The sequence below is a fragment of the Virgibacillus sp. M23 genome (assembly GCF_034190895.1).
Taxonomy (GTDB): Bacteria; Bacillota; Bacilli; order Bacillales; family Amphibacillaceae; genus Virgibacillus; species Virgibacillus salarius.
This window is the reverse complement of sequence record NZ_JAWDHA010000019.1, coordinates 39,201-61,141: the sequence shown is the minus strand read 5'-3', so window position 1 is coordinate 61,141 and position 21,941 is coordinate 39,201. Positions and strand designations below refer to the sequence as shown.

Sequence of the window (21,941 nt, the reverse complement as noted above, 5' to 3'; positions counted from 1 at the left end):
GCATACAACCGGCAGTAAGACCCCCACTTCAAGGAATAAAGTGAAACCAATATGGGTAAGTTGGGGATCAACTGCTGCCAGCAAATGTCCGATTGGATCAAAGGCCTTTAGGTCATACTCTTGTGGTACGAACAATCCGTGGGGGATAAATAAATCCTCCCTGATTGAAGTTTCACTTTAAGATAGCTAAATGAATAGGAGTCTCAAGTTAACTTGATTCTATAGGTAGTCAATACTTTTATCAAACTGTATGATTATTTTTGTATAATAGTTATTGTGATTTATCTCGCATACAACTGGCAGTAAGCCCCCCACTTCAAGGAATAAAGTGAAACCAATATGGGTAAGTTGGGGATCGATTGCTGCCAGTAAATGGCCGATTAGTTCAAAGGCCTTTAGGTCATACTCTTGTGGTACGAACAATCCGTGGGGGATAAACAAAACCCCACGGATTGAAGTTTCACTTTTTTAACGTAAGGAAAAATAGGGATTGTTAGGAGAAAAGAGATGCGAAAAATAAGCTTTAATGATATTTATACGGAAAGTCACCTGGTAGTGGGAACTGAATTGTATTCGCATTATCATAACCCAGAGATGTTAATTCAATATGATAGTAATTATCTTCAATTTCATCGAATGCCCACGCTACAAGAGTTTATAGAGGCAGCAACGTATTTGAAGGAATTTCACCAGAAAAATGGGCAGAAGCATGTTAAGTTTTATTTTCCTGAAAATCGTAAGCCATCAGAAGAATTAATTCAGTTTTTTCATCATCAATCTTTTGAGTATGGTTATTTAGAGTTATATGCTATTCAACCAGAACAATTTCCTATTACAGATAATCATCCCGATATTACGATACGAATCGTATCGGAAGTAAACTTCGATGACTATTTACAGGTACAATATGAACAGGATTTAGAATTTGGTGAGGAATTTGCAAAGGCAAAACCTGCTCTATATCGACGGCATTTTCAAGATGAAACGTTTATGCAAATTATGTCATATTATCAGGGTACAGCTGTCGGTTCGTTGGAAGTAATCATAAAAGAAGATACTGCTGAAATCGATGGGTTACACGTGCACCAGGCATTTCGTAAAAAGGGAATTGCTCAGCGATTACAAAAGTTTGTAATGGATCAATTCCCTAATAAAACCATTATATTAGTTGCTGATGGTGAGGATACTCCGAGAGAAATGTATATTCGCCAAAATTATCGTTATCTCGGATTCCAATATGAAGTACAAAAGGTTGATCTAAAAAAAGATGAATAACCTGGAGGGAAATCATTCCATGAAACATGTTTTGGTAGTAGGCGGAACAGGGATGCTAGCAGATGTAGTGAGCTGGTATGCTAATCAGTCAAACTATGTTTCTGTGATTGCTAGAGAGGAAGAAAAAGTAAAACGTATAAAGCATTCTACTAAACAGCAGAAACATATATATCCGATCTATGTTAATTATCGGCAAATACAGAAACTAGAGGAACAACTTAAAACAGCAATTTTGATGCTCGGTCCGATACAACAAGTCGTTGCTTGGGTAAGGTCAGATGCCAAAGAAACATTAAAATCAATCATTAAAGTAGTTACTGATCAATTATCGGATTGGCAGCTCTTTCATATCATTAATAGTAGTGCAGATAGTGAACGAATAAAGGATTATTTATATGTGCCAGCAAATTGTCAGTATCGCCAAATACAATTGGGCTTTAAGGTCGTAAGCAACTATTCAAGATGGCTGACAAATCAAGAGATAAGCCAAGGTGTTATCGAAGGTATTCAGCAGGAAAGAAATACAATGTTACATATTGTTGGACAGGTAGAGCCTAGTGACAAATGACCATAAGTAGTGGGGAGTAATAATTTAAAACTTGAGTGTCTAGATATACAGGAAGATAGTTGTTTTTATATGACATGTTAGGGGAATACTTATTTTAGTAATCAGTGTGGGTGCTTATGAGACTTATTAAATGCAAATAACTTAGTTTAGAATCGAAAAGGGGCTGGGACAAAACACAACGTCTTTACTCAAAATACGAATAATCATATTATCAATAGGAGTATCATTACCACACCGTGAAACTATACGCGCTTTCCACGGGCGCGGCCCCAGCTAACTTGGTGAAGAAAAACATGTTACCACGTGGATCTTCGGACGCCTGCTATTCCCGCCGGAGTCTCGCTTATTTCGGGTGCTAAATGAATGATTTTAATCAAAAAGCGAAAAGATAATTAATTTAAACTAATTATCTTTTCGCTTTTTATTGTTTCTTCATTCTTTTGTCTCTGCTTCTGTTCTTAGCTGGGAGTTTTTGTTTTTAATTGTCAATACATAACATGTCAACGGTCATTAGTCAGCTTAGCTCTCATGCGAGTGATGTTTCCTTAATAGCAAATCATTACAAATGTGTTATCTCCACTGCTCCATGTTCCATACTTGTGTTATCCAATTTTCATAAAATGTAGGTTCATGGGATACAAGAATAACACTTCCCGTATAGTTTTCTAGTGCTTCCTGAAGTGCTTGCTTTGTTACAACATCTAAATGATTCGTTGGTTCATCCAAAATGAGGAAATTACTCTTTGCTAACATTAATTTACATAAACGGACCTTTGTTTGTTCCCCTCCACTAAGTGAAGAGAGTGGTTGGAAGATATGTTCGGTTTTGAGTCCGCATCTTGCAAGGTTTTGTCGTACTTCCTTTTGTGTTAAGTGTGGAAAAGCTGACCAAATTGTTTCTAATGCAGTAGTTTTGGCAATGGACGGCATTTCCTGCTCGAAATATGCTGGTAAAACCCTCTCGCCGATGGTAATGGAACCATCTAGTGCTGTTAACTCACCAAGTAATGTTTTTAATGTGGTTGTTTTTCCAATTCCATTATGTCCAACAAGCGCTACTTTTTCACCACGCTCCAATTTTAAATTTACATTGGAAAACAATGGTTTATCATAGCCGATTTGTAGATTTTCAGTTTGCAGTAATTTATTGACTGGTTGGTGAGATACGGTAAATGAAAACATTGGTTTGGGATTATTTGTCGGTTTATCCAGACGTTCCATTTTTTGTAGCTTTTTTTCCCGACTTTTTGCCATCTTGGCAGTCGATGCGCGTGCTTTATTTTTTTGTACATATGTTTCAAGCTTTTGAATCTCTGCTTGTTGTTTTTCATATTGTAAATGAATTTGTCGCCTTCTTAATGCATAGGCCGCTGAAAATTGTTGATAGTTTCCTGTGTATCTTGTTAAGTTTTTATGTTCTAAATGATAGATCACCTGAACGACCTCATTCATAAAATGAGTATCATGTGTGATTAGGATAAATGCATAGGGATACGCTTGTAAATAATTGGTTAACCAATCGATATGTGCAGTATCTAAATAGTTTGTTGGCTCATCAAGCAAAAGTACATCGGGCTTCTGTAAAAGCAGCTTAGCAAGTAATAATTTAGTACGCTGTCCACCACTTAACATACTCACATCTCTATCTAGTCCTAATTGGGTTAGTCCGAGTCCTGCAGCAACTTCTTCGATAGAAGCTGGAATGGTATAAAAATCATGTTGATCGAGCAAGGTTTGTAGTTCACTATACCGTTTCAATATGTTATCCAAATTATCAGTATGAGGATTCGCCATTTGTTCACTAAGGTCTTCCATTTCCTTCTCTGCATCAAATAATGTTTGAAATGCTCCTTGTAGAAATAGACGAATACTAGTTCCAGAAGTTAAATGAATATGTTGCTCGAGATTACCGATATGTGCTTTAGGATGCCATTCGATGGTTCCCTCATCAGCAATTAATTCTCCAGTTAACAGTTGAAAGAGGGTAGATTTGCCTGCGCCATTTGGTCCAACTAACCCGATATGTTCCCCTTTTAACAGGCGAAATGATACATCTTTTAATACTATTTTATCTCCGTAACCATGTGTCAAAGCATTTACATCTAATAAACTCATAATACCTTTCGCTCCTTGTTAATTTTATCTAAAAGCCAGCAAGTACAAGGAGGGATATACCATAAGAAACAAAAACTGGACAGAGCGTATGGACGCCCTGCCCAGTGTATAAATGGTAAATACTTAAAAAGTATACACCATGGTTATCCAATGAGTTCAGGTGTTTATCCGCTGCTTGTAACTTGCGATTGGCTTGCTAAAAATGGGCATACGTATCCCGTATTTAGGCAATAGCAAGTTGAAGCACAGCAGATAAAAACATAAATAACCTTCACTCCTTTAATCATAGTACATCCAGATTACCACGATTGGTTCTCAAACGCAAGCCTAGTTGTAGTATTATGGGAGACGTTGGTTTAGGGTTTTAGGTTAGATAGGCTAGACAAAAACTAGGTTCTCACTTTGTGATTATTAACATGACCTTTAAAAATATAATTATGGGTAATAGTTGCATTTATTTAGTTTAGTATCTATACTAATTGGTATGAAGAATAATAATTATAAGCAATTAGAGGATAGTAGCCATAGTATTGGTAAGTTAATCTTTCAACTTCGACGCCTGGAACGTAATCCTCGAACCTTCAGTGATGCGGGTACTTTGACTCCAAGTGAGATTCATGCAGTAGATGCAATTGGAGAAGACAGAAATATACTAATGAGTCAATTGGCTGATCGACTGGGAGTGACAAAAGGTGCAATTACACAGGTTGTAGGGCGTTTAGAGAAGAAGGGGATTGTGTGTCGAACCCCACACCCTGAGGATTCAAGGGCTGTAGAGATTTCATTAACAGAAAAGGGAGTAGTAGCATATCAGGCACATAGGAGACTGCATCAGAATTTTTATCGAAAGCTGAGAGAACAATTAAGTTCAGACGAAATCGCCATTTTTGAAAAATGTGTAAAAACATTTACGAGTATATTAAACGAAGAAAATGATGGTGAATAGTCACGAGCAATCAGTGGCAATCAAAAACTGCTGATTGCAATTTTTTTAAACATTTAGTTTAGAAGCTAAACTAAAAAACTTGCGGGTCCATTTTAAGACTACATGGTGTGTCTTTTAATTCAATCTTATTTTTAAAGGAGGAGTATACTATGGGTGTTATTTTTGCTATTTTATCAGCCTTTATGTTTGCTGTTAACAATGTAGTTGTAAAGAAAGGAATAAAGCGAGCTCCTCATAGTGATAACGGCTTGTTTATAACAGTTCTGATAAATGTAATTTTATTAGGTGTTCTTTGTTTCATTGTAATGGGGTTAAGGGGGTGGGACTTTCATTTTTCATGGGAAGCTTTCTTCTTCTTTTTACTTGCGGGATTGTGTACTACTGGAATAGGTAGGCTAACATTGTTTTCAAGTATTTCCTATATTGGTCCATCGAAGGCTTCTGCTATTCGAAATTCTACTCCTATTTTTACAACTATATTTGCTCTCATTTTTCTTAATGAAGAGATTACATTATTACCGGGAATTGGTATGGTTCTATTACTTGCGGGAGTATTAAATGAGGGGTTTCGATTGAATAGGATAGAAGCATCGAAACACCAACGCGATCCAAAAAGGTATTCGTATATGGGATTTGGATTAGCGGTATTCTCTGCCTTGATCTTCGGAGTTGGCCAAGGAATTAGAAAACAAGGTTTAATCGAAATGAATGATGCTTTTTTTGGTGTATGGGTGGGGACACTGGCTTCTTTAGTTTTCGTTATTTGTTATCAATCCATTCGTGGAGAGTTTATTACTAATATAAAGAAAAATGTTAGGGTAATTAATCCTTACTACCTTATTTCTGGTGTATTAACAAGTATAGGTCCGTTGTTCTTCTTCCTAGCAACTCAAAGAATGCAGGTTTCATATGTAAGTGTTATTGCGGCTGCTGAACCAATACTAACTATATTCCTAACCACAGTAATTTTTAGAGGGATTGATTCAGTTACCAAGTATACTTGGATAACCATAACAATGATGTTCCTTGGAACAGTACTCATTGTAATTCATATCTAGCCATTTTATAAAAGAGAAAGGAAGAAACAATATGAAGGACCATATACTTGTCGTAGGTGGGTATGGCCATGTAGGAAGATTGATTTGCCAACAGCTGGGGAATTTATATCCTGACAAAGTAATCGCCGCTGGAAGAAGCTTTAGTAAAGCAAGAGAATTTTGCAGTACAACAAATGGCTCGGTGATACCTCTTGAATTAGATATAACAAAGTCGTTACCATCAGATTTATTTGAAACAGTAAGGATAGTAGTAATGTGCCTTGATCAAAAAGATACAGGTTTCATACAGGCTTGCTTTGCAAATAACGTAGATTATATTGATATTTCTGCAAATCATTCATTCCTATCGCGTATCGAAGAACTACAAACAGAAGCAATGAATCATAAAACAGCTGCAGTGTTAAGCGTTGGTTTAGCCCCAGGACTTACAAATCTATTAGCTCGTCATACAAAAAGCTACCTAGATAATACAGAGGAAATGGATATATATGTCATGCTAGGATTGGGAGATCGACATGGTAGGGCAGCGATTGAATGGACAATAGATAATCTGAATACAAGATTTCAGGTTTATTCAAATTGGGAAAAGGTCAATGTGGACACATTTAGCAGTGGGAAAACTACATATTTTGGTAAGGAGCTTGGAGAAAGAAAGGGATATCGTTTTTATTTTTCAGATCAAAATTCCCTTCCTTATACCTTGCAGATACCCACTGTATCTACTCGACTATGCTTTGATTCCAAAGTTATAACGTATGTAATCATGTTACTTAAACGAGTAGGAATATTTCGTTTAATAAAATATCAATCTATACGAAAAGTGATGGTATGGCTTTTCAGTAAAATCAGATGGGGAAAGGAGTTATATGCATTGAAAATCGATGCATTTGGAGAGGTTAGTGGTAAAAGAGTGAAAGCGGAGTGTAGCATTCAAGGTCGGCAAGAAGCTTTGTTAACTGCTAAGATAGCAGCTAAGCTTACAGAAAAACTATACACTATGAAAGGATTGAATGGAATCTATCATCTGGAAGAGCTTTTTGACATAGATTCATTCTATCCAGATGTCATAGCACCCCATGTTCGTATAACTGAATATAGAAATAATAGTTAATTTAAAGGCTACCAATAGCTATAACCAGTCATATCAGAAGTAGAAAGCAACAGAAAAATAATATTTTGCAAGCAGAAGATGTCGTCCTTAGCATGAGCTTACTGTAGAAAATAATAGTGCTTGTGTATAACCAATTCAAATCTAGTATTTTAACAGCTTTTTTTGAAAAGGGAACGGGACATAACTAAAATGGTCCATTCCAAAACACAATGTACTAGCCCGGAACTATATGTAGACTCCTAGAAAAGACGAGCGCTTTTTTCTGCTTGCGATGTATTGTCTAGCAAGGGGAGGGCTGACAGCCGCCAGAGGAATGCGAAGTATATTTCCGGAACCGCTTCGCTGTGTTTGGGCACTTTTATACTCGTTTCTGTCGATTTTTGTTCCTATAGGAGCTGCAAAACAGATTGTTGACAAAGATTAGTCTAAAGCCAGATCTGATTGAAGCTTCTGTAAATGCGCTTCAAATGTTTTTCTTTCTTTATCTGTTAAATGATTACCGCCATACCGTACGGCTTGATAAAGATAAAGTGGTGCATGCTGTACGCCTAAACGTTGAAACCATTCTTCGATTGTTTCGGTCGGCTTTCTTCCAATACCTTTTTTCTGTGCTTTTTTTTCAAATTTTAGTATCTGCTGACGAACTTGATCAAGTGAATTTGTACGAAATGGCGTCAGAAATCGACCTTTCTTTTTATTTGCATTTTTCTCTTTACTATCTAAAGGAGTGGAGGTAAACGGCGGTATATTTTCCTGTTTGTACGTAAAAACAGGTTTCTTACGATAGTATAAAAACAGGGAAATAACTAAAATTGCTCCCAAAGTTACGCCGATTAGCCAAAGCCAAGGGTAAGATGATTGCCCTCCGTCAGCTGCTAAATTTTTTAATGCTTCGAACGGATTATCCTCTTCTGCCATTTTTGCTACCATTTCTTCGTAATTTTCTTTTTTGTTGTTTTGAAAGAATTCAGGGTCGAATCCGGCTATGTCTATACCATTTGCGAAGATAGTACCGATGAAAACAATTACTTGGCTTATACCAAACCAAAGGAAGGTAATTACTGGTACTACTCCATAAAACATAAAGAACAAGGTAACGCTGATGATTGAAATTGCAATGAAAATTCCGACGATATATTGTAAGGAACTGAGGGACTGCTGCTGACTGGCTTGAATATGACTTGAAACATACCCAGCAATTAGAATGAATAATAGTACAGCTGCCATCCAGAAGTGAGTAGTGTCAAAAAACCAAACGGAATCAATCAGAAAAAAGAAAGCTAACCATGTGATTATATGAATCTGGTTTTGTACATCAGGGACTTGTTGATGTTTGAAAAATCTCCACGTCATATATAGCGAAAAAGCAAGGCTAATTAAAATAGGATACGAAAATATCAACACTAATATTGCCCAGTTTATACTGATTGAAACAATAAAGAAGATTTGATTGTTCATAAATTTACTAAGTGTAGTCTGAATGATGATGAGCAGTACTACCGCAATAATGAAACTCCATGAAGGGACGGGAAAAGCAGACTGTACAAAAAAAGGGACTAAAATAAAGTACAAAAGAATTCCTTCATAGAATAACTGATAGTATTTTGTCATTTTAGTTTTTATCCACATGTTTTAAAACCCCTCATTTGGGAATTTGTTGGAGGGTGTTACTCTCCTCTGAACCTGCAATAAAATAACACCTCTTGCCTTGTGTATTCCATTTTCGAATGAGTAATTCACTAGCTGATGTGATTTCACCAACGAAGACAATTAAATTTGAATCTGCCATTTTTGTTGTAGCCTGATGCAGCACTTCCTCCATTTTCATTATATTAGAAGTTACTCCATCTACACGGGCAAGCATTTCCCATACTTTTTTTAGCTGATTATTACCTTGATTTAACTCAACATGGTAGGGTTTATTCCCATACTGTTTCAAATTAATATAAATGGAGAAAGGATACCCTTGCTCGGTAATACTTTGGCAAAGGAAAGCTGCTTTTGAAATGATGGACTCTAGATCTCCACTGGTATAGCGATTGCCAATTTGCGAAGTCAAGGAAATATTGACAAAAATGGTCCATGAAATATTACGGTTGCGTTCATATATTTTAGTTTGTAATTTGTTTCTTTTGGCTGATGCCTTCCAATGTACTCGAGAAAAGGAATCTGACGGTATATAATCCCTAGTGCCGAGCGGGTGAAGGAGATCCTCAAATGGCGACAATAAGGTCGCCTGGTTTCCGAATGTCATCTGTTTAAAGCTTTCCATTCCATGTACGGGCAATGGGGTTGGATAGATAATAATCTCTGTTTGATATTTTTGAAGGTACGTCAAGTGTATAGCTTCAAAATTCAGGAGGTGAGGAAATACGATACCAACATTAGAAACACCTGTGACACCACGTTCCATCGCTTTAATCGGTATAGCTAGCTTAACAGAACTTTTCCCTTTTAATACAAAGGGCACACGAAAGGAAATGCGTCTCATTCTTTCTGCTGCTATTTCCTTGTTTGTTCCAGCTACCTTTTGGTTTGTTTGCATCTCGAATGTACCGTTAAAATAGGGAAGGAAAGACTTGTTTTTTAGTACAATTTCAATAGTGGCTTCTTCTCCCTCTGTTAAGCGGAGTGTTCTTTTAGGATTCTCTATGATAAGTCCCTTTGCAATATTCCTATCATAGATCAATCCGAGAAAGATAAGCAATAAGATCATTCCAGCGAACATGAAGATAAAAGGCTGTTTTATCCAAACACTTAGGATAACCAGTATGAGAGTTAAAATAATTAACAGTCCTCGTATTTTCACTTTGTTATCAGTAGTGTTTATTTGCCATTGCATAATTAGTGAGACTCCAATTCCACAGGTACTTTAACCTGTCCTAAGATTTCGTACAGAACATCTTGGCTAGATTTTTTAATCGATCCTTCTAGTGTAAGCATCATTCGATGTGAAAGTATATATGGTGCCAACTCTTTTATATCCTGAGGATTAACAAAATTTCGAGCTTGTAAATAAGCATGTGCTTGGGCTGCTCGCATAAAGGCTAGTGCTCCACGTGTGCTTGCACCTAGTATACTATCAGGGTGGGTTCTCGTTTCCTGAATAATCTCTAATAAGTAATCCTTCACGACATCTGATACTTCTACGTGCATAATTTCCCGTTGCATCTTAATTATTTCTTCTGCTTGTAACAAAGGTTGAATATTGTCAATTGGGTCATTCAACTGATTTGTAGACAAAATGCTTTTCTCCTGATCTGCTGTTGGGTATTGTAAAGGAATCTTCATTAAAAAACGATCTAATTGGGCCTCGGGTAACGGGAAAGTACCTTGATTCGATTCAATTGGATTCTGTGTTGCAATTACGAGAAAAGGAGAATTTATATGAATGGTTTCTCCCTCAATGGTAGTTTGTTGTTCTTCCATGACTTCCAATAGACTTGATTGAGTACGAGGAGTGGCACGATTAATTTCATCCACTAGTAATACATTGGTCTGGATGGGGCCAATCCTCATTTCAAATGACTGTGACTTTGGATTAAAGAATTGGATACCAGTAATGTCGCTAGGCAAAACATCTGGGGTAAATTGAACACGCTTGAAATCCACATTACTTATTTTGGAAAAGGACTTAGCAAGTTTTGTTTTACCAGAACCAGGCGTACTCTCCAGCAAGATGTGTCCCTTTGCCAATAATGAAACAAAGATAAGATGAACGACTTTTTCTTGTCCGATAATAACTTGGTTTAGTATTTCTTTTGCTCTGTTTACTTTTTCGATCATATTATGTACCTCCGAGTGATAGAATCCAAAAAATTAAACTGAGACTATTATACCACTACTAAACTTCTTTTTTCCATATTTTCTAACTATTTAAACGAAGATGTTATACTTAAAGTATTTTAGAATGGAGGAGATAAGTTGCGTTCTGTGGATCAAATAATGAATCTAGTATTAGCTGTTGCTAAAGCGGATAATCGTATACGTGCTGTAGGAATGAATGGTTCGCGTACAAATGCGAATGCACCAGTCGATCCATTTATGGATTATGATATTGCTTTTTTAGTAAATGACATACAATCTTTTATGAAAGACACAGGTTGGATTGATGTGTTTGGTGAACGGATAATTATGCAAACACCTGAAGATATGAAGCTGTTTCCTCCAGAATTGGGAAATCGATTTTCCTATTTAATGTTATTTACCGATGGTAATCGAATTGATCTTACATTAGTACCCATTGAGGAGATGGAAATTTATCTAAATGAAGATTCGTTAACGAAGATAGTGTTAGATAAAGATAATCGTATCTCAGAACTACCATTTCCAACCGATCAGGATTATTGGGTAAAGCCACCAACAGCTGCATTCTTCGCTGACTGTTGCAACGAATTTTGGTGGGTAACAACTTATGTGGCAAAAGGGTTATGGCGTTGCGAAATGCTTTATGCGATGGATCATATGAATCTTGTTCGATCGATGCTACGTAAAATGTTAGAGTGGCATGTCGGAATAGAAACAAACTTTAAGATAAGTGTTGGAAAAAACGGTAAATATTTAAAGCGATACTTGCAGGAAGATACGTGGTATCAGTTATTACAAACATATCCTGAAGGGAACAATGATTCATGCTGGCGAGCATTGTTTGTGATGTGTGAGTTGTTTGAAAAAACATCACAGCTGGTGGCAAACGTATATGATTTTACATATCCTCGTCAAGAAGCACAACAAGTGCTCGAATTTCTACAACATGTAAAGAAATTGCCTAATGATGCCACTGAAATTTAAGAATGCACACGGAAAGGAATAATTTCATGTTTAGGTATAGAGCTGTCATTGGACAGCTCTTAGCTCTGCCATAAATTTACTCATATCGGTTATATTCCAATTCCCATGCTGGATTCCAAACAATTTCCCAAAGGTGCCCATCAGGATCTTGAAAGTGACCAGAATAACCACCCCAAAATGTATCGTGAGCAGGGTCTGTTATGATAGCACCTGCATTTTTAGCTTGTTCCATAACTTCATCAACCTCTTCACGACTTTTAGTATTATGTCCAATTGTACATTCTGTTGAACTCGGTTCACCTAGTTCTATCTTGGCTTCGTGTGCAATATCCGTTCGTTTCCAGATAGCGAGCTTTATTCCTGCCTGCAATTCAAAAAAAGCAACTGCCCCATGCTCAAACTCACTACCAACAATGCCTTCTGTAGGTAGTCCAAGGCCGTCCCGATAGAATTGAAGTGAGCGTTCTAGATCATCTACGCCCAATGTAAGAACAGTTATAGATGGTTTCATATTTCCTACCTCCAGAACAAATTATATAGGAAGATACTTAAAATTCCTTAATATTCGTAATGCTTGTAATGTGAGTATGCCTTTCCATTCTTTTTCTGCTATGGGCCAATCGTTTTCATATTGGTGCCATTCCCAGTTAGGTGCCCATGCGCCATCGGTTGCCTGTTGACCTATTAGATGATCTAGTTCCATTGGAAGTATATTGGCGAATTTACGATAATGTGTTGATTTGGGCGAATCAATAATTTGTAATGGTCCTGCCACATATCCTTCTCTCTTTGCAGGATCTGCAATGACACAATTATTAATAAAGCGCTGTAGCCTATCCTCGATTTTTGTACGTTTCTTCGTATTTAGCTTAAGCTGTTCGTATAAGCGAAGGTAACAGAAAAGTTCATGCATCTCTGCTAAATCACAGGTCTCTAATAAATGCTGAATTGCATAATCAATGAGCATATCAAGTTTTTCGTAAGTTACTAGGTCCCGATATTGTATGAAGAAACCTACAATATCTGCATTTGGATTACCCCAATTGTCGGAGAATACACCATATTGCCACCAGATTGCACGTGGGGATCGCTCTGCCTCGACTGGAATTATATCCCATCCCGTATGATCATCTTGATAAGAAGTGATAAAGTAGTCAAGTGCTTGGCAAACAACATTCTTTTTTTCCTCGAATGCAGGTAATTCCCCAAGTATTCCAAGTGCATATGTCGTTGCTAATGCAGAGGATTCATTACAGCGAAGATCTGGTTCCAGTCCATGACCAAAACCTCCATCTGGATTTTGAAAAGCAATTAATTCTTGGAGTGCTTTTTTATAATTAGTAGCTTCAAACTCGTATTCATAAAGTGCTCGTTCAAGTGGTCTTGCATGATTTTTCATGAAATGTTGAGCGAGCTTGAAAGAACTTATATCCATTTTTTTTGTCATCGTGTTCACTCCTTTATATTATGGTAAACACATAATAGCATAAGAATGAATGTACGTTATTGTAAAAAACGGACAATCGAATCTAAGTTTTACCCCGCATATAACTGGCAGTAAGCCCCCTACTTCAGGGAATAAAGTGAAACCAATAAGGCTAAGTGTGGAATCAATTGCCAGTAAATGTCCGATTGGTTCTAGAGCCTTTAGGGCACACCCTTGTGGTACTACCAATCCTTGGGGAATAAATAAAATTCCCAAGGATTGAAGTCTTCCTTTATTTTAATAGAATCTGCTTCGGTGACTGGCCGTAATGACGTTTGAATTGATGAATATAATGCGATTGATCGTAATAACCATAATTTGCTGCTATGTTAGATAACGATGAGGGATTATCATGTAGTTCTTTTAATGAACTTTGAAATCGAATAATATTAGAAAATGCTTTAGGACTGACACCTAATTCCTTCTTGAAGACCCTTCTAATCGTTCTTTCACTAAAATGGGTCTTTTCTGCTAGTGTGCGTATGGGGAAGATGCCCAGATTTGTAAACAAGTATTGCATACTTGTTTCTAGTAATAAATCTGTGCGATGTGTATTTTTTGATAAAAGCTTTACTAACTTCATTTCAATTTTGTTAATTTTCTCTGGAAGGTTTTTCGACAATAGCAAATCTTCCTGCAAAAGCGAAGCCTCCTGCCCCCATATATCCTCAAGAAGTACTTGGGTATCCATTAATTCGGCGGGAGGATACATAATAAATCGGCGTGCCGTATCTGCATAAAAACGAATTCCTAACAGGTTTTGTTTTTGCCTGAGTTTCATTGTTTCAAATGTGGTCATTAAGCCGACAGCAAAGGAGCCCTTTGCGAAGGAAGTTGATTGAAGGTCGAATATAATATCGATACAGCCGTCTGGAACAATTCGATGTAATGGATAGGTATCTAACGGATGGTAATGGACAGACCAGTAACATACAACATAATCAGATAAAAGCTTACTAGGTAAATATTCTTGATATTGATAGTTTGGGTTTCCTAGGCTCTTTTCAAAGATTGGTGGTTGTAAAGGATAATAATTTCGCATGTTATTTCCCTCTCTAAGGAATAATTCGCAGATAGGACAACTTCATGATTCGATTTTGCTCTATTATATACCGTATTTCTATATAGTTCCATGCTAGCTTAGCTAGGAAAGAGAAGGTAACTTAATATTTCCTTTTACGTATTGACATATTTTATTCAATTAATGTTCATTTTTTTGTACCAAACTCCGTGAACATTTTCTGACAACCAGCACATTCTATTGTTTTTCACCGTATATGGTATTAAGATAGATGAATGGATTTTGTGAAGTATGTAACAAAAATATTTCAATACATTTCATATCAACAACATGCAGGGGAGGGTATCTCTTTATGAAGATTAAATGGGCGATACTAGCATCGCTATTCACATTATTAGCGGTGCTAACAGGTTGTGAGCCATTGTTAGTTTTGGATCCAAAAGGGCCACAGGCGCAAACACAAGCCAATGTCATTTGGATATCAATAGCAATTATGGCTGTGATCGTAATTGTAGTATTTGCAATGCTAGTATATATACTATTTAAATATCGTGCATCTAAACAACCAGATTCATATGAACCACCGTATATTAAAGGAAATATTATTGTTGAATCACTAATAGTAGGGATTCCAGTACTAATTGTAATTGTTTTATCCATTATCTCCGTCCAGAGTAACTACAAAGTGGAAGCAACTCCAGAAGGATACGAGAATGATGAACCTTTAGTTGTATATGCATCTTCATCCGATTGGAAATGGCATTTTAGTTATCCTGAACAGGACATTGAAACAGTAAATTATCTATATGTACCAACAGATAGACCGCTTGAATTTAGACTCTATTCATATGGGCCGATAACTAGTTTTTGGATACCACAACTTGGTGGTCAAAAATATGCTATGTCTGATATGATTACTACCCTTCATTTAGGTGCAGATGTACCAGGTGAATATATGGGTAGAAATGCAAACTTTAGTGGTGAAGGATTCGCTGAGAATTCATTTAGTGTAGAAGCAATGCCTCAAAAAGAATTTGATGAATGGGTTGATGAAGTTAAACAAACTGCAGACCCACTTACTGAAGATAAATTTGATGAATTGCTGGAGCCAGGGCACCTGGGTCAATTAACATTTACTGGAACTCACCTAGAATTTATGCCTCCGCCAGAAGGTCATCATGGTGGACATAATCATGGTTCTACCTCGGAAGATGATCATAGTGAACATGAAGGTGATTCTAGTGTAGAGCAGGATGAACATGAACAACACAATTCGGATTCCGGTCATGCAGATGAGACAAATGAGCACACAGAAGATCATCATTAAGATTTAGTACATCGGGTTATCCGGAAAGGAGTAAGAAAAATGGACTTTTTTGAACGTTTTATGATCCCACATCCAAGTCCTGCGATATATGCTGCTATGGTTGCTATTGTCCTCACTTCAATAGCAATCGTAGTTGGTCTTACCTATTTTAAAAAATGGGGGTATCTATGGCGGGAATGGATTACAACCGTTGACCATAAAAAAATTGGAATTATGTATTTAATATCCGCCTTGCTAATGCTATTTAGAGGTGGGGTAGATGCATTAATGATGCGAGCACAGACAGCTGTTCCAGAGAACGCACTGCTGGACGCGCAGCATTATAATGAAATATTCACCACACATGGCATCGTTATGATTATCTTTATGGCAATGGCATTTATCATTGCATTAATGAACTTTGTTATACCGTTACAGATTGGTGCAAGGGATGTTGCTTTTCCTCGATTAAATGCAGTTAGTTTTTGGCTGTACTTTATGGGTGCAATGTTATTTAACCTTTCCTTTGTCATTGGTGGATCACCAAGCTCAGGTTGGACGTCTTATTTTCCACTTGCTGGAGATGAGCTAAGTCCGTCTGTCGGGACAAATTATTACATGCTAGCTCTGCAAATATCCGGGCTTGGTACGTTAATAACAGGTATTAACTTTATTGTGACGATCCTTAAAATGCGTGCACCTGGTATGACGCTTATGAAAATGCCGATGTTTACATGGTCAGGGTTAATTACAAACGTCATTATTGTATTTGCCTTCCCAGTTCTTACCGTTGCATTAGCGATGGGAACTATGGATCGTTTGTTTGCAACGAATTTCTTTACAACGACAGATGGCGGAATGGATATGCTCTGGGCTAACCTGTTTTGGGTTTGGGGACATCCAGAGGTTTATATTTTGATTCTGCCAGCTTTCGGTATTTATAGTGAGGTAATCTCTACTTTCTCTCGAAGGAATTTATATGGTTACAATTCCATGGTCGCTTCCATGGTCATTATTTCCTTACTTTCCTTTGTCGTATGGGTACACCATTTCTTTACAATGGGTCAAGGAGCAATGGTTAATAGTATCTTCTCCATTACTACTATGGCTATTGCGATCCCGACTGGAATTAAGATCTTTAACTGGTTGTTAACCATGTGGAAAGGAAAAATTCAGTTTACTGTACCTATGTTGTATTCGTTAGGGTTTATTCCGATCTTTACCATAGGTGGTGTGACCGGTGTAATGCTTGGAATGTCAGCTGCTGATTATCAATATCATAATACGATGTTTTTAGTAGCACACTTCCACTTAGTAATTATACCTGGTGTTGTCTTTGCGATGATTGCTGGTCTTACGTACTGGTGGCCGAAGATGTTTGGGTTTATGTTAAATGAACGAATTGGTAGATGGGCGTTTGGTTTTATTGCTGGCGGAACTTGCCTTGCCTTCTTCCCAATGTTTATTTCTGGATTAGATGGGCAAGCTCGTCGTATGTACACGTACTCTGAATCTACTGGCTTCGGATTTTGGAATATGCTCTCATTCATTGGAGCTTTAGGTCTTGCAGTTGGGTTTATCCTCATTGTATACAATATTTACTATAGTACACGTTATGCATCAAGAGATATTGGCGATGATCCATGGAATGCACGTTCATTAGAATGGGCAACACATAATCCAGTACCTGAGTACAACTTTGCCATTACACCACAAGTAAATTCTAGTCAGGCATTCTGGGATTCCAAGAAAAATGGTCATACATTATTTAAAGGTGGATATAAAGAAATTCATATGCCTAATAATAGTGGTGTACCATTTGTTATGAGTGTGTTTTTCTTCATCTTTGGATTTGCCTTTGTATTTAGCATGTGGATTACAGCGGTAGTTTCATTGATTGGTATATTTGCATGTATGCTTCATCGCTCATTTGAGAAAGATCATGGGCATCATATTTCCGTTGCGGAAATTGATAGAACTGAATCGGAATTGCGGGGTGCTAGAAATGAATAAGGATAACACGCAACCGCTTGAATATAGTACAGAGCAAGGACGTATGAATATATTAGGTTTCTGGATATTTATTGGAGCAGAAATCATGTTGTTTGGAACACTATTTGCTTCCTATTTTACGTTGGAAGGTCGTACAGGAGCTGGACCAACAGGTGCCGAGATATTTGAAATCTCCCCAGTTCTTGCAGAAACGCTTCTATTATTAACTAGTAGTTTTACAATTGGTTTAGGTGTTCATGCTATGCGTCTCGGTAGACAGAAGGCAATGATGACATTTTTCATCATTACATTAGTACTTGGTGCTGCTTTCTTGAGCTTTGAAGTGTATGAGTTTATTCATTATGTCCATGAAGGTGCTGGTATACAGACTAGTGCATTCACATCTATTTTATTAACGACATTAGGTACACACGGCGCGCACGTAACATTTGGGTTGTTTTGGGGAATTATGATAATGATTCAAGTGATTAAACGAGGACTGACTCCAGAAACAGCTAATAAATCATTTATTTTCTCTCTTTACTGGCATTTCCTAGACGTTGTTTGGATTTTTATATTCAGCTTCGTTTATTTGAAAGGAATGATGTAAATGAAAGAATTATTCCCGATTAAGCATGTGATGGGCTTTGTTTTCTCGTTGATTTTGACTAGCGTCGCGCTGTTAGTATATATCTTGGATATGTCATTTGCTCTTGGGTTGACGATCCTGCTTATTACCGCATTTGCCCAAGCAGCATTGCAATTAGTCGTATTTATGCACGCTGGTGAATCTGAAGATAAAGGTGCGATTTATACAAGTGTGTACTACGGTATTATCATTGCTGTACTTACGGTATTTGGTACGCTATTGGCAATGATTTGGGGTTATGTATAAGAATAACGGCTATTGATACCTGAGCATATTAGGGTAGATCAGGTGCCTAAAAAATCAGTTATAACTATAAAAGGAGTGTCATGATAGACACTCCTTTTATTTATGGTAGGATTTACTAATCTCGATCTTCTTTGTTCGTTTCTTTATTACTTCTTCTGTTGCTACGAAGAATATACCCATTAGAAAGATAAACACTGCCCCCATGATTGTGCCAATGCCAATGCCGGTAACCACACTGTATCCGCTTACGAAAAATCCATATGCAAATAGTGCAATTCCAATGAATAATACAGTTGCCCCTACGTACTTAACGGCATTTAGCATTTTTTCATTTATTTCCATCTCGCTCATCCTCCTTATACTTATATTATTCACCTTGTTCACAAAGTTGTCAAATACTTTATGAAAAATTGTTAAAAAGTATAATTGACAAAACAGGTATTGTTTCCATACACTATAGTCAAACAATCAAATGATTATTTGAATGAGGTGTTCTTAATGGTTACGGAAAAACGTGTAAATTCCACTAATGATACATGTGAAACGTTTTGTTTTGATGAGAATAAGGTAAATCGAATGCAGCCAAAAATAAATAAAGTAGAAGGCGTGGAGCAGATTTTTAAAGCACTTGCTGATGCAACACGTTTAAAAATTGCGTATGCACTTACACTAGAAAAAGAATTATGTGTTTGTGATGTTGCTCATATCATAGGCTGTACTAAGGCAACAGCCTCTCATCATTTAAGGCTATTACGGAATATGGGATTAGCAAAATATCGGAAAGAAGGAAAGTTGGTTTTTTATTCGTTGGAGGATGAACATATTCATCAATTAGTAACAATTGCTATTGTGCATGCAAAAGAAGGTGTTGGAAGTGGAGAATAAACAGGTCTATCGTTTAGAAGGCTTATCCTGCACGAATTGTGCCGCAAAGTTCGAAAAGAATATTCGTGCTATTGATAGTGTAGATGATGTGCAGCTTAATTTTGGTGCATCCAAAATTACGGTACAAGGAGCAGCTTCTATTGCGCAATTAGAAAAAGCAGGGGCGTTCGATGGGATTAAATTATACCCAGAGCGACAACGAACGAAACCCAAACGGCCGTTCTGGAAAAAACGTGACAATATAGCCTCTATGCTTTCTCTGCTTTTTACAATTATCGGATATACACTGTTCTTCCAGCTAGGAGAAAACAACCCTTTAACTGTTGGAATGTTCGCTGTAGCGATTTTAACCGGTGGTTATCATTTATTCATAATTGGATTTAAAAATCTTGTCAAGCTGCAATTTGATATGAAGACATTAATGACAGTCGCTATTATTGGTGCAGCCATAATTGGGGAGTGGGCAGAAGGTGCCGTTGTTGTCTTTCTTTTCGCTTTAAGTGAAGCGCTAGAAGGATATTCAATGGATAAAGCAAGGAAATCCATTCAATCACTAATGGATATTGCTCCTAACCGTGCTACTATTAAACGTGGAGGCTCCTTGATTGAAATAGATGTTGAGGATGTGCAGATTGGTGATATTATGGTTATTAAACCAGGACAAAAGATTGCTATGGATGGGGAAGTAGTATCGGGAGAATCATCCATTAATCAAGCTGCTATAACGGGTGAATCGATACCCGTATATAAATCAGTTGGAGAGGAAGTATTCGCAGGTACGTTAAATGAAGAAGGGTCGCTGGAAATTCGCGTAACAAAATTTGCAGAAGATACAACAATTGCCAAGATTATTCATTTGGTGGAGGAGGCACAAGCAGAGCGTGCTCCGTCCCAACAGTTTGTTGACCGATTTGCGAGGTATTACACTCCAGTAATTCTTATTATTGCATTGCTAATTGCTATTGTACCTCCATTATTATTTGGAGGGGTATGGTCAGAATGGATATACAGTGGTTTAGCAGTCCTTGTTGTAGGTTGTCCATGTGCATTAGTTATATCAACACCAGTAGCAATTGTAACAGCAATCGGTAATGCAGCCCGTAAAGGTGTTTTAATAAAAGGCGGTATTCATCTAGAAGAGGCCGGTAAACTCCAAGTAATTGCTTTTGATAAGACTGGTACACTTACAGAAGGGAAACCTGTCGTAACAGAAGTAGTATCAATTGGAGCCATGACTGATGGTGATGTGCTTGCATTTGCAGCGGCGATTGAATCATATTCGCAGCATCCGCTTGCTTCAGCGATTATACGTAAGGCGAAGGAAGAAAGGGTAGAAACATGGGATGCAACTGATTTTCGATCGTTTACTGGAAAAGGGGCAAGAGCAGTAGTCCAAGGTAAGCAATATATAATAGGTAGTCCAGCTTTATTTAAAGATATGATAAAGCTACCAGTTGAGACAGAACAAAAAATCCAACAACTCCAATCAGAAGGAAAAACAGTTATGCTACTTGGAACACCAGCGAGGATTGAAGGATTAATCGCTGTTGCCGACCAAATACGAAAAGACAGTCCTTCCATCATTGAAAGACTTGTTCAATTAGGCAAGTGTACGGTAATGCTAACAGGTGATAATCAAGCTACCGGAAAAGCTATTGCTCAACAAATTGGTATAACAGAGACAAAAGCAGAACTTATGCCTCAAGATAAACTAGTAGCGATTAAGCAGGTTCGTGAGCAATATGGAAGTGTTGCAATGGTAGGTGATGGTGTTAATGACGCTCCCGCATTAGCAGCAGCTAATATCGGTATTGCTATGGGCGGGGCAGGAGCAGATACAGCATTGGAAACAGCAGATATTGCGTTGATGTCGGATGATTTAGATAAGCTTCCCTATACAATGGCGTTAAGCAAAAAAACGTTGAAGATAATTAAACAAAATATAATCTTCGCTTTCGTTTTAAAATTAGTTGCATTGCTTTTAGTTATTCCAGGCTGGTTGACTCTGTGGATTGCGATATTTGCAGATATGGGAGCGACGCTTATTGTTGTGTTAAATTCATTACGGTTAATGAATGCAAAATAATAAACCCATCTATATGATTTCTTGAGTTGTTCAAGTTTAAATGATCGGTAATTTTTATTGCGATGACATTCAAAAATTCTATTGACAACACCTTATAATCGGCGTAGATTATAACATATCTATTATGATTTATATTGGGTGGAAAATTAATATATCCTAATGCCTTTTATTCGCTGAATCCTTTGAGCGGGGGAACCATTTTTGATAGGATAAATTCCTATCTTGGGGTGAATCTTACTAGTTAAGAAGGGATACTCTCAGTCCCTAATCCGACAGCTAACCTCGTAAGCGTTTTGTTAAATCTGGGGAGAAAGGTCCAAGGGTCATCCTTTAGACCATTCTGTTTGTAATGGTCTTTTTTTCGTTGATAACGTATTGTATGTTCAAACAGCGATGATAAATAGAA

20 protein-coding genes and 1 riboswitch are annotated in these 21,941 nt (G+C 37.3%); of the genes, 12 read left to right on the top strand and 8 right to left on the bottom strand.

Going from position 1 to position 21,941, the window contains the following annotated elements; genetic code table 11:
- The first annotated feature begins 507 nt into the window (after positions 1-507).
- Together RVS70_RS09935 and RVS70_RS09930 are read left to right on the top strand one after the other, a co-directional pair.
- Positions 508-1,275 carry a GNAT family N-acetyltransferase gene (locus RVS70_RS09935; protein WP_026680050.1) on the top strand — a complete coding sequence of 256 codons (768 nt, stop codon included), beginning with the start codon at positions 508-510 and terminating at the stop codon, positions 1,273-1,275.
- Positions 1,276-1,294: 19 nt separating this feature from the next.
- The gene (locus RVS70_RS09930; RefSeq protein WP_026680051.1) at positions 1,295-1,843 is read left to right on the top strand and encodes a hypothetical protein; all 549 of its coding nucleotides are present in this window, start codon (positions 1,295-1,297) and stop codon (positions 1,841-1,843) included.
- A 570-nt stretch (positions 1,844-2,413) separates the two neighbouring features.
- On the opposite strand, the gene RVS70_RS09925 is transcribed toward RVS70_RS09930, so the two are convergent.
- Complete coding sequence (locus RVS70_RS09925; protein ID WP_026680052.1) at positions 2,414-3,958, bottom strand: ABC-F family ATP-binding cassette domain-containing protein; 1,545 nt, start codon at positions 3,956-3,958, stop codon at positions 2,414-2,416.
- A gap of 448 nt (positions 3,959-4,406) precedes the next feature.
- Here RVS70_RS09925 and RVS70_RS09920 point away from each other — a divergent pair, with 448 nt between their 5' ends.
- From RVS70_RS09920 to RVS70_RS09910, 3 genes are all read left to right on the top strand, one after another.
- Complete coding sequence (locus RVS70_RS09920; protein ID WP_318279715.1) at positions 4,407-4,904, top strand: MarR family winged helix-turn-helix transcriptional regulator; 498 nt, start codon at positions 4,407-4,409, stop codon at positions 4,902-4,904.
- A gap of 149 nt (positions 4,905-5,053) precedes the next feature.
- Positions 5,054-5,962, top strand: a complete 909-nt coding sequence (locus RVS70_RS09915) for a DMT family transporter (RefSeq protein ID WP_026680054.1) — start codon at positions 5,054-5,056, stop codon at positions 5,960-5,962.
- A gap of 31 nt (positions 5,963-5,993) precedes the next feature.
- Positions 5,994-7,073: a saccharopine dehydrogenase family protein gene (locus tag RVS70_RS09910; RefSeq protein WP_321133136.1), complete on the top strand. Its 1,080-nt coding sequence runs from the start codon at positions 5,994-5,996 to the stop codon at positions 7,071-7,073.
- 420 nt (positions 7,074-7,493) lie between these two features.
- On the opposite strand, the gene RVS70_RS09905 is transcribed toward RVS70_RS09910, so the two are convergent.
- Genes RVS70_RS09905 through RVS70_RS09895 form a run of 3 tightly spaced genes read right to left on the bottom strand, consistent with a single transcriptional unit; the run spans position 7,494 to position 10,859 of the window.
- Positions 7,494-8,702, bottom strand: coding sequence for a DUF4129 domain-containing protein (locus tag RVS70_RS09905; protein ID WP_321133134.1), 1,209 nt, complete (start codon positions 8,700-8,702; stop codon positions 7,494-7,496).
- A 13-nt stretch (positions 8,703-8,715) separates the two neighbouring features.
- Positions 8,716-9,915 (bottom strand): DUF58 domain-containing protein, encoded by a 1,200-nt coding sequence (locus tag RVS70_RS09900; protein WP_026680057.1) that lies wholly within the window; start codon positions 9,913-9,915, stop codon positions 8,716-8,718.
- Between the two features lie 2 nt (positions 9,916-9,917).
- Positions 9,918-10,859: an AAA family ATPase gene (locus RVS70_RS09895; RefSeq protein WP_205389457.1), complete on the bottom strand. Its 942-nt coding sequence runs from the start codon at positions 10,857-10,859 to the stop codon at positions 9,918-9,920.
- 138 nt (positions 10,860-10,997) lie between these two features.
- On the opposite strand from RVS70_RS09895, the gene RVS70_RS09890 reads away from it, so the two are divergent.
- A complete protein-coding gene (locus RVS70_RS09890; protein ID WP_026680059.1) occupies positions 10,998-11,864 on the top strand; it encodes an aminoglycoside 6-adenylyltransferase in 867 nt (288 codons plus the stop codon).
- A gap of 76 nt (positions 11,865-11,940) precedes the next feature.
- Here the strand turns inward: RVS70_RS09890 and RVS70_RS09885 are convergent, their stop codons facing one another.
- The 3 genes from RVS70_RS09885 to RVS70_RS09875 all read right to left on the bottom strand — a co-directional run bounded on the left by RVS70_RS09885 (position 11,941) and on the right by RVS70_RS09875 (position 14,392).
- Positions 11,941-12,375 carry a VOC family protein gene (locus RVS70_RS09885; RefSeq protein ID WP_026680060.1) on the bottom strand — a complete coding sequence of 145 codons (435 nt, stop codon included), beginning with the start codon at positions 12,373-12,375 and terminating at the stop codon, positions 11,941-11,943.
- A gap of 21 nt (positions 12,376-12,396) precedes the next feature.
- The gene (locus tag RVS70_RS09880) at positions 12,397-13,311 is read right to left on the bottom strand and encodes a hypothetical protein (protein WP_121605836.1); all 915 of its coding nucleotides are present in this window, start codon (positions 13,309-13,311) and stop codon (positions 12,397-12,399) included.
- Between the two features lie 271 nt (positions 13,312-13,582).
- On the bottom strand, positions 13,583-14,392 hold the full coding sequence (locus tag RVS70_RS09875; RefSeq protein ID WP_281949622.1) for a helix-turn-helix transcriptional regulator: 810 nt from the start codon (positions 14,390-14,392) through the stop codon (positions 13,583-13,585).
- A gap of 331 nt (positions 14,393-14,723) precedes the next feature.
- Here RVS70_RS09875 and qoxA point away from each other — a divergent pair, with 331 nt between their 5' ends.
- The 4 genes from qoxA to qoxD are packed head-to-tail and all read left to right on the top strand — an operon-like array spanning position 14,724 to position 18,564.
- Positions 14,724-15,698: a cytochrome aa3 quinol oxidase subunit II gene (qoxA, locus tag RVS70_RS09870; RefSeq protein ID WP_321133127.1), complete on the top strand. Its 975-nt coding sequence runs from the start codon at positions 14,724-14,726 to the stop codon at positions 15,696-15,698.
- Between the two features lie 39 nt (positions 15,699-15,737).
- The gene (gene qoxB, locus RVS70_RS09865; protein WP_321133125.1) at positions 15,738-17,690 is read left to right on the top strand and encodes a cytochrome aa3 quinol oxidase subunit I; all 1,953 of its coding nucleotides are present in this window, start codon (positions 15,738-15,740) and stop codon (positions 17,688-17,690) included.
- Positions 17,683-18,279, top strand: coding sequence for a cytochrome aa3 quinol oxidase subunit III (gene qoxC, locus RVS70_RS09860; protein ID WP_026680064.1), 597 nt, complete (start codon positions 17,683-17,685; stop codon positions 18,277-18,279). Before qoxB ends, qoxC begins: the two co-directional genes overlap by 8 nt.
- On the top strand, positions 18,280-18,564 hold the full coding sequence (gene qoxD, locus RVS70_RS09855; RefSeq protein WP_026680065.1) for a cytochrome aa3 quinol oxidase subunit IV: 285 nt from the start codon (positions 18,280-18,282) through the stop codon (positions 18,562-18,564).
- 96 nt (positions 18,565-18,660) lie between these two features.
- Here the strand turns inward: qoxD and RVS70_RS09850 are convergent, their stop codons facing one another.
- Positions 18,661-18,906 (bottom strand): hypothetical protein, encoded by a 246-nt coding sequence (locus RVS70_RS09850; protein WP_026680066.1) that lies wholly within the window; start codon positions 18,904-18,906, stop codon positions 18,661-18,663.
- 156 nt (positions 18,907-19,062) lie between these two features.
- Here RVS70_RS09850 and RVS70_RS09845 point away from each other — a divergent pair, with 156 nt between their 5' ends.
- Complete coding sequence (locus tag RVS70_RS09845) at positions 19,063-19,449, top strand: metalloregulator ArsR/SmtB family transcription factor (protein WP_321133121.1); 387 nt, start codon at positions 19,063-19,065, stop codon at positions 19,447-19,449.
- A complete protein-coding gene (locus RVS70_RS09840) occupies positions 19,418-21,535 on the top strand; it encodes a heavy metal translocating P-type ATPase (RefSeq protein ID WP_321133118.1) in 2,118 nt (705 codons plus the stop codon). Before RVS70_RS09845 ends, RVS70_RS09840 begins: the two co-directional genes overlap by 32 nt.
- A 161-nt stretch (positions 21,536-21,696) precedes the next feature.
- Positions 21,697-21,841, top strand: a riboswitch (cyclic di-AMP (ydaO/yuaA leader).
- Positions 21,842-21,941 lie beyond the last annotated feature (100 nt).

Bases quoted from the DNA above. Each gene is read 5' to 3' on its own strand.
- RVS70_RS09935 (WP_026680050.1), top strand. From the start codon at position 508: ATGCGAAAAATAAGCTTTAATGATATTTATACGGAAAGTCACCTGGTA.
- RVS70_RS09930 (WP_026680051.1), top strand. From the start codon at position 1,295: ATGAAACATGTTTTGGTAGTAGGCGGAACAGGGATGCTAGCAGATGTA.
- RVS70_RS09925 (WP_026680052.1), bottom strand. From the start codon at position 3,958: ATGAGTTTATTAGATGTAAATGCTTTGACACATGGTTACGGAGATAAA.
- RVS70_RS09915 (WP_026680054.1), top strand. From the start codon at position 5,054: ATGGGTGTTATTTTTGCTATTTTATCAGCCTTTATGTTTGCTGTTAAC.
- RVS70_RS09910 (WP_321133136.1), top strand. From the start codon at position 5,994: ATGAAGGACCATATACTTGTCGTAGGTGGGTATGGCCATGTAGGAAGA.
- RVS70_RS09905 (WP_321133134.1), bottom strand. From the start codon at position 8,702: ATGTGGATAAAAACTAAAATGACAAAATACTATCAGTTATTCTATGAA.
- RVS70_RS09900 (WP_026680057.1), bottom strand. From the start codon at position 9,915: ATGCAATGGCAAATAAACACTACTGATAACAAAGTGAAAATACGAGGA.
- RVS70_RS09895 (WP_205389457.1), bottom strand. From the start codon at position 10,859: ATGATCGAAAAAGTAAACAGAGCAAAAGAAATACTAAACCAAGTTATT.
- RVS70_RS09885 (WP_026680060.1), bottom strand. From the start codon at position 12,375: ATGAAACCATCTATAACTGTTCTTACATTGGGCGTAGATGATCTAGAA.
- RVS70_RS09880 (WP_121605836.1), bottom strand. From the start codon at position 13,311: ATGACAAAAAAAATGGATATAAGTTCTTTCAAGCTCGCTCAACATTTC.
- RVS70_RS09875 (WP_281949622.1), bottom strand. From the start codon at position 14,392: ATGCGAAATTATTATCCTTTACAACCACCAATCTTTGAAAAGAGCCTA.
- qoxA (WP_321133127.1), top strand. From the start codon at position 14,724: ATGAAGATTAAATGGGCGATACTAGCATCGCTATTCACATTATTAGCG.
- qoxB (WP_321133125.1), top strand. From the start codon at position 15,738: ATGGACTTTTTTGAACGTTTTATGATCCCACATCCAAGTCCTGCGATA.
- qoxC (WP_026680064.1), top strand. From the start codon at position 17,683: ATGAATAAGGATAACACGCAACCGCTTGAATATAGTACAGAGCAAGGA.
- qoxD (WP_026680065.1), top strand. From the start codon at position 18,280: ATGAAAGAATTATTCCCGATTAAGCATGTGATGGGCTTTGTTTTCTCG.
- RVS70_RS09850 (WP_026680066.1), bottom strand. From the start codon at position 18,906: ATGGAAATAAATGAAAAAATGCTAAATGCCGTTAAGTACGTAGGGGCA.
- RVS70_RS09845 (WP_321133121.1), top strand. From the start codon at position 19,063: ATGGTTACGGAAAAACGTGTAAATTCCACTAATGATACATGTGAAACG.
- RVS70_RS09840 (WP_321133118.1), top strand. From the start codon at position 19,418: ATGCAAAAGAAGGTGTTGGAAGTGGAGAATAAACAGGTCTATCGTTTA.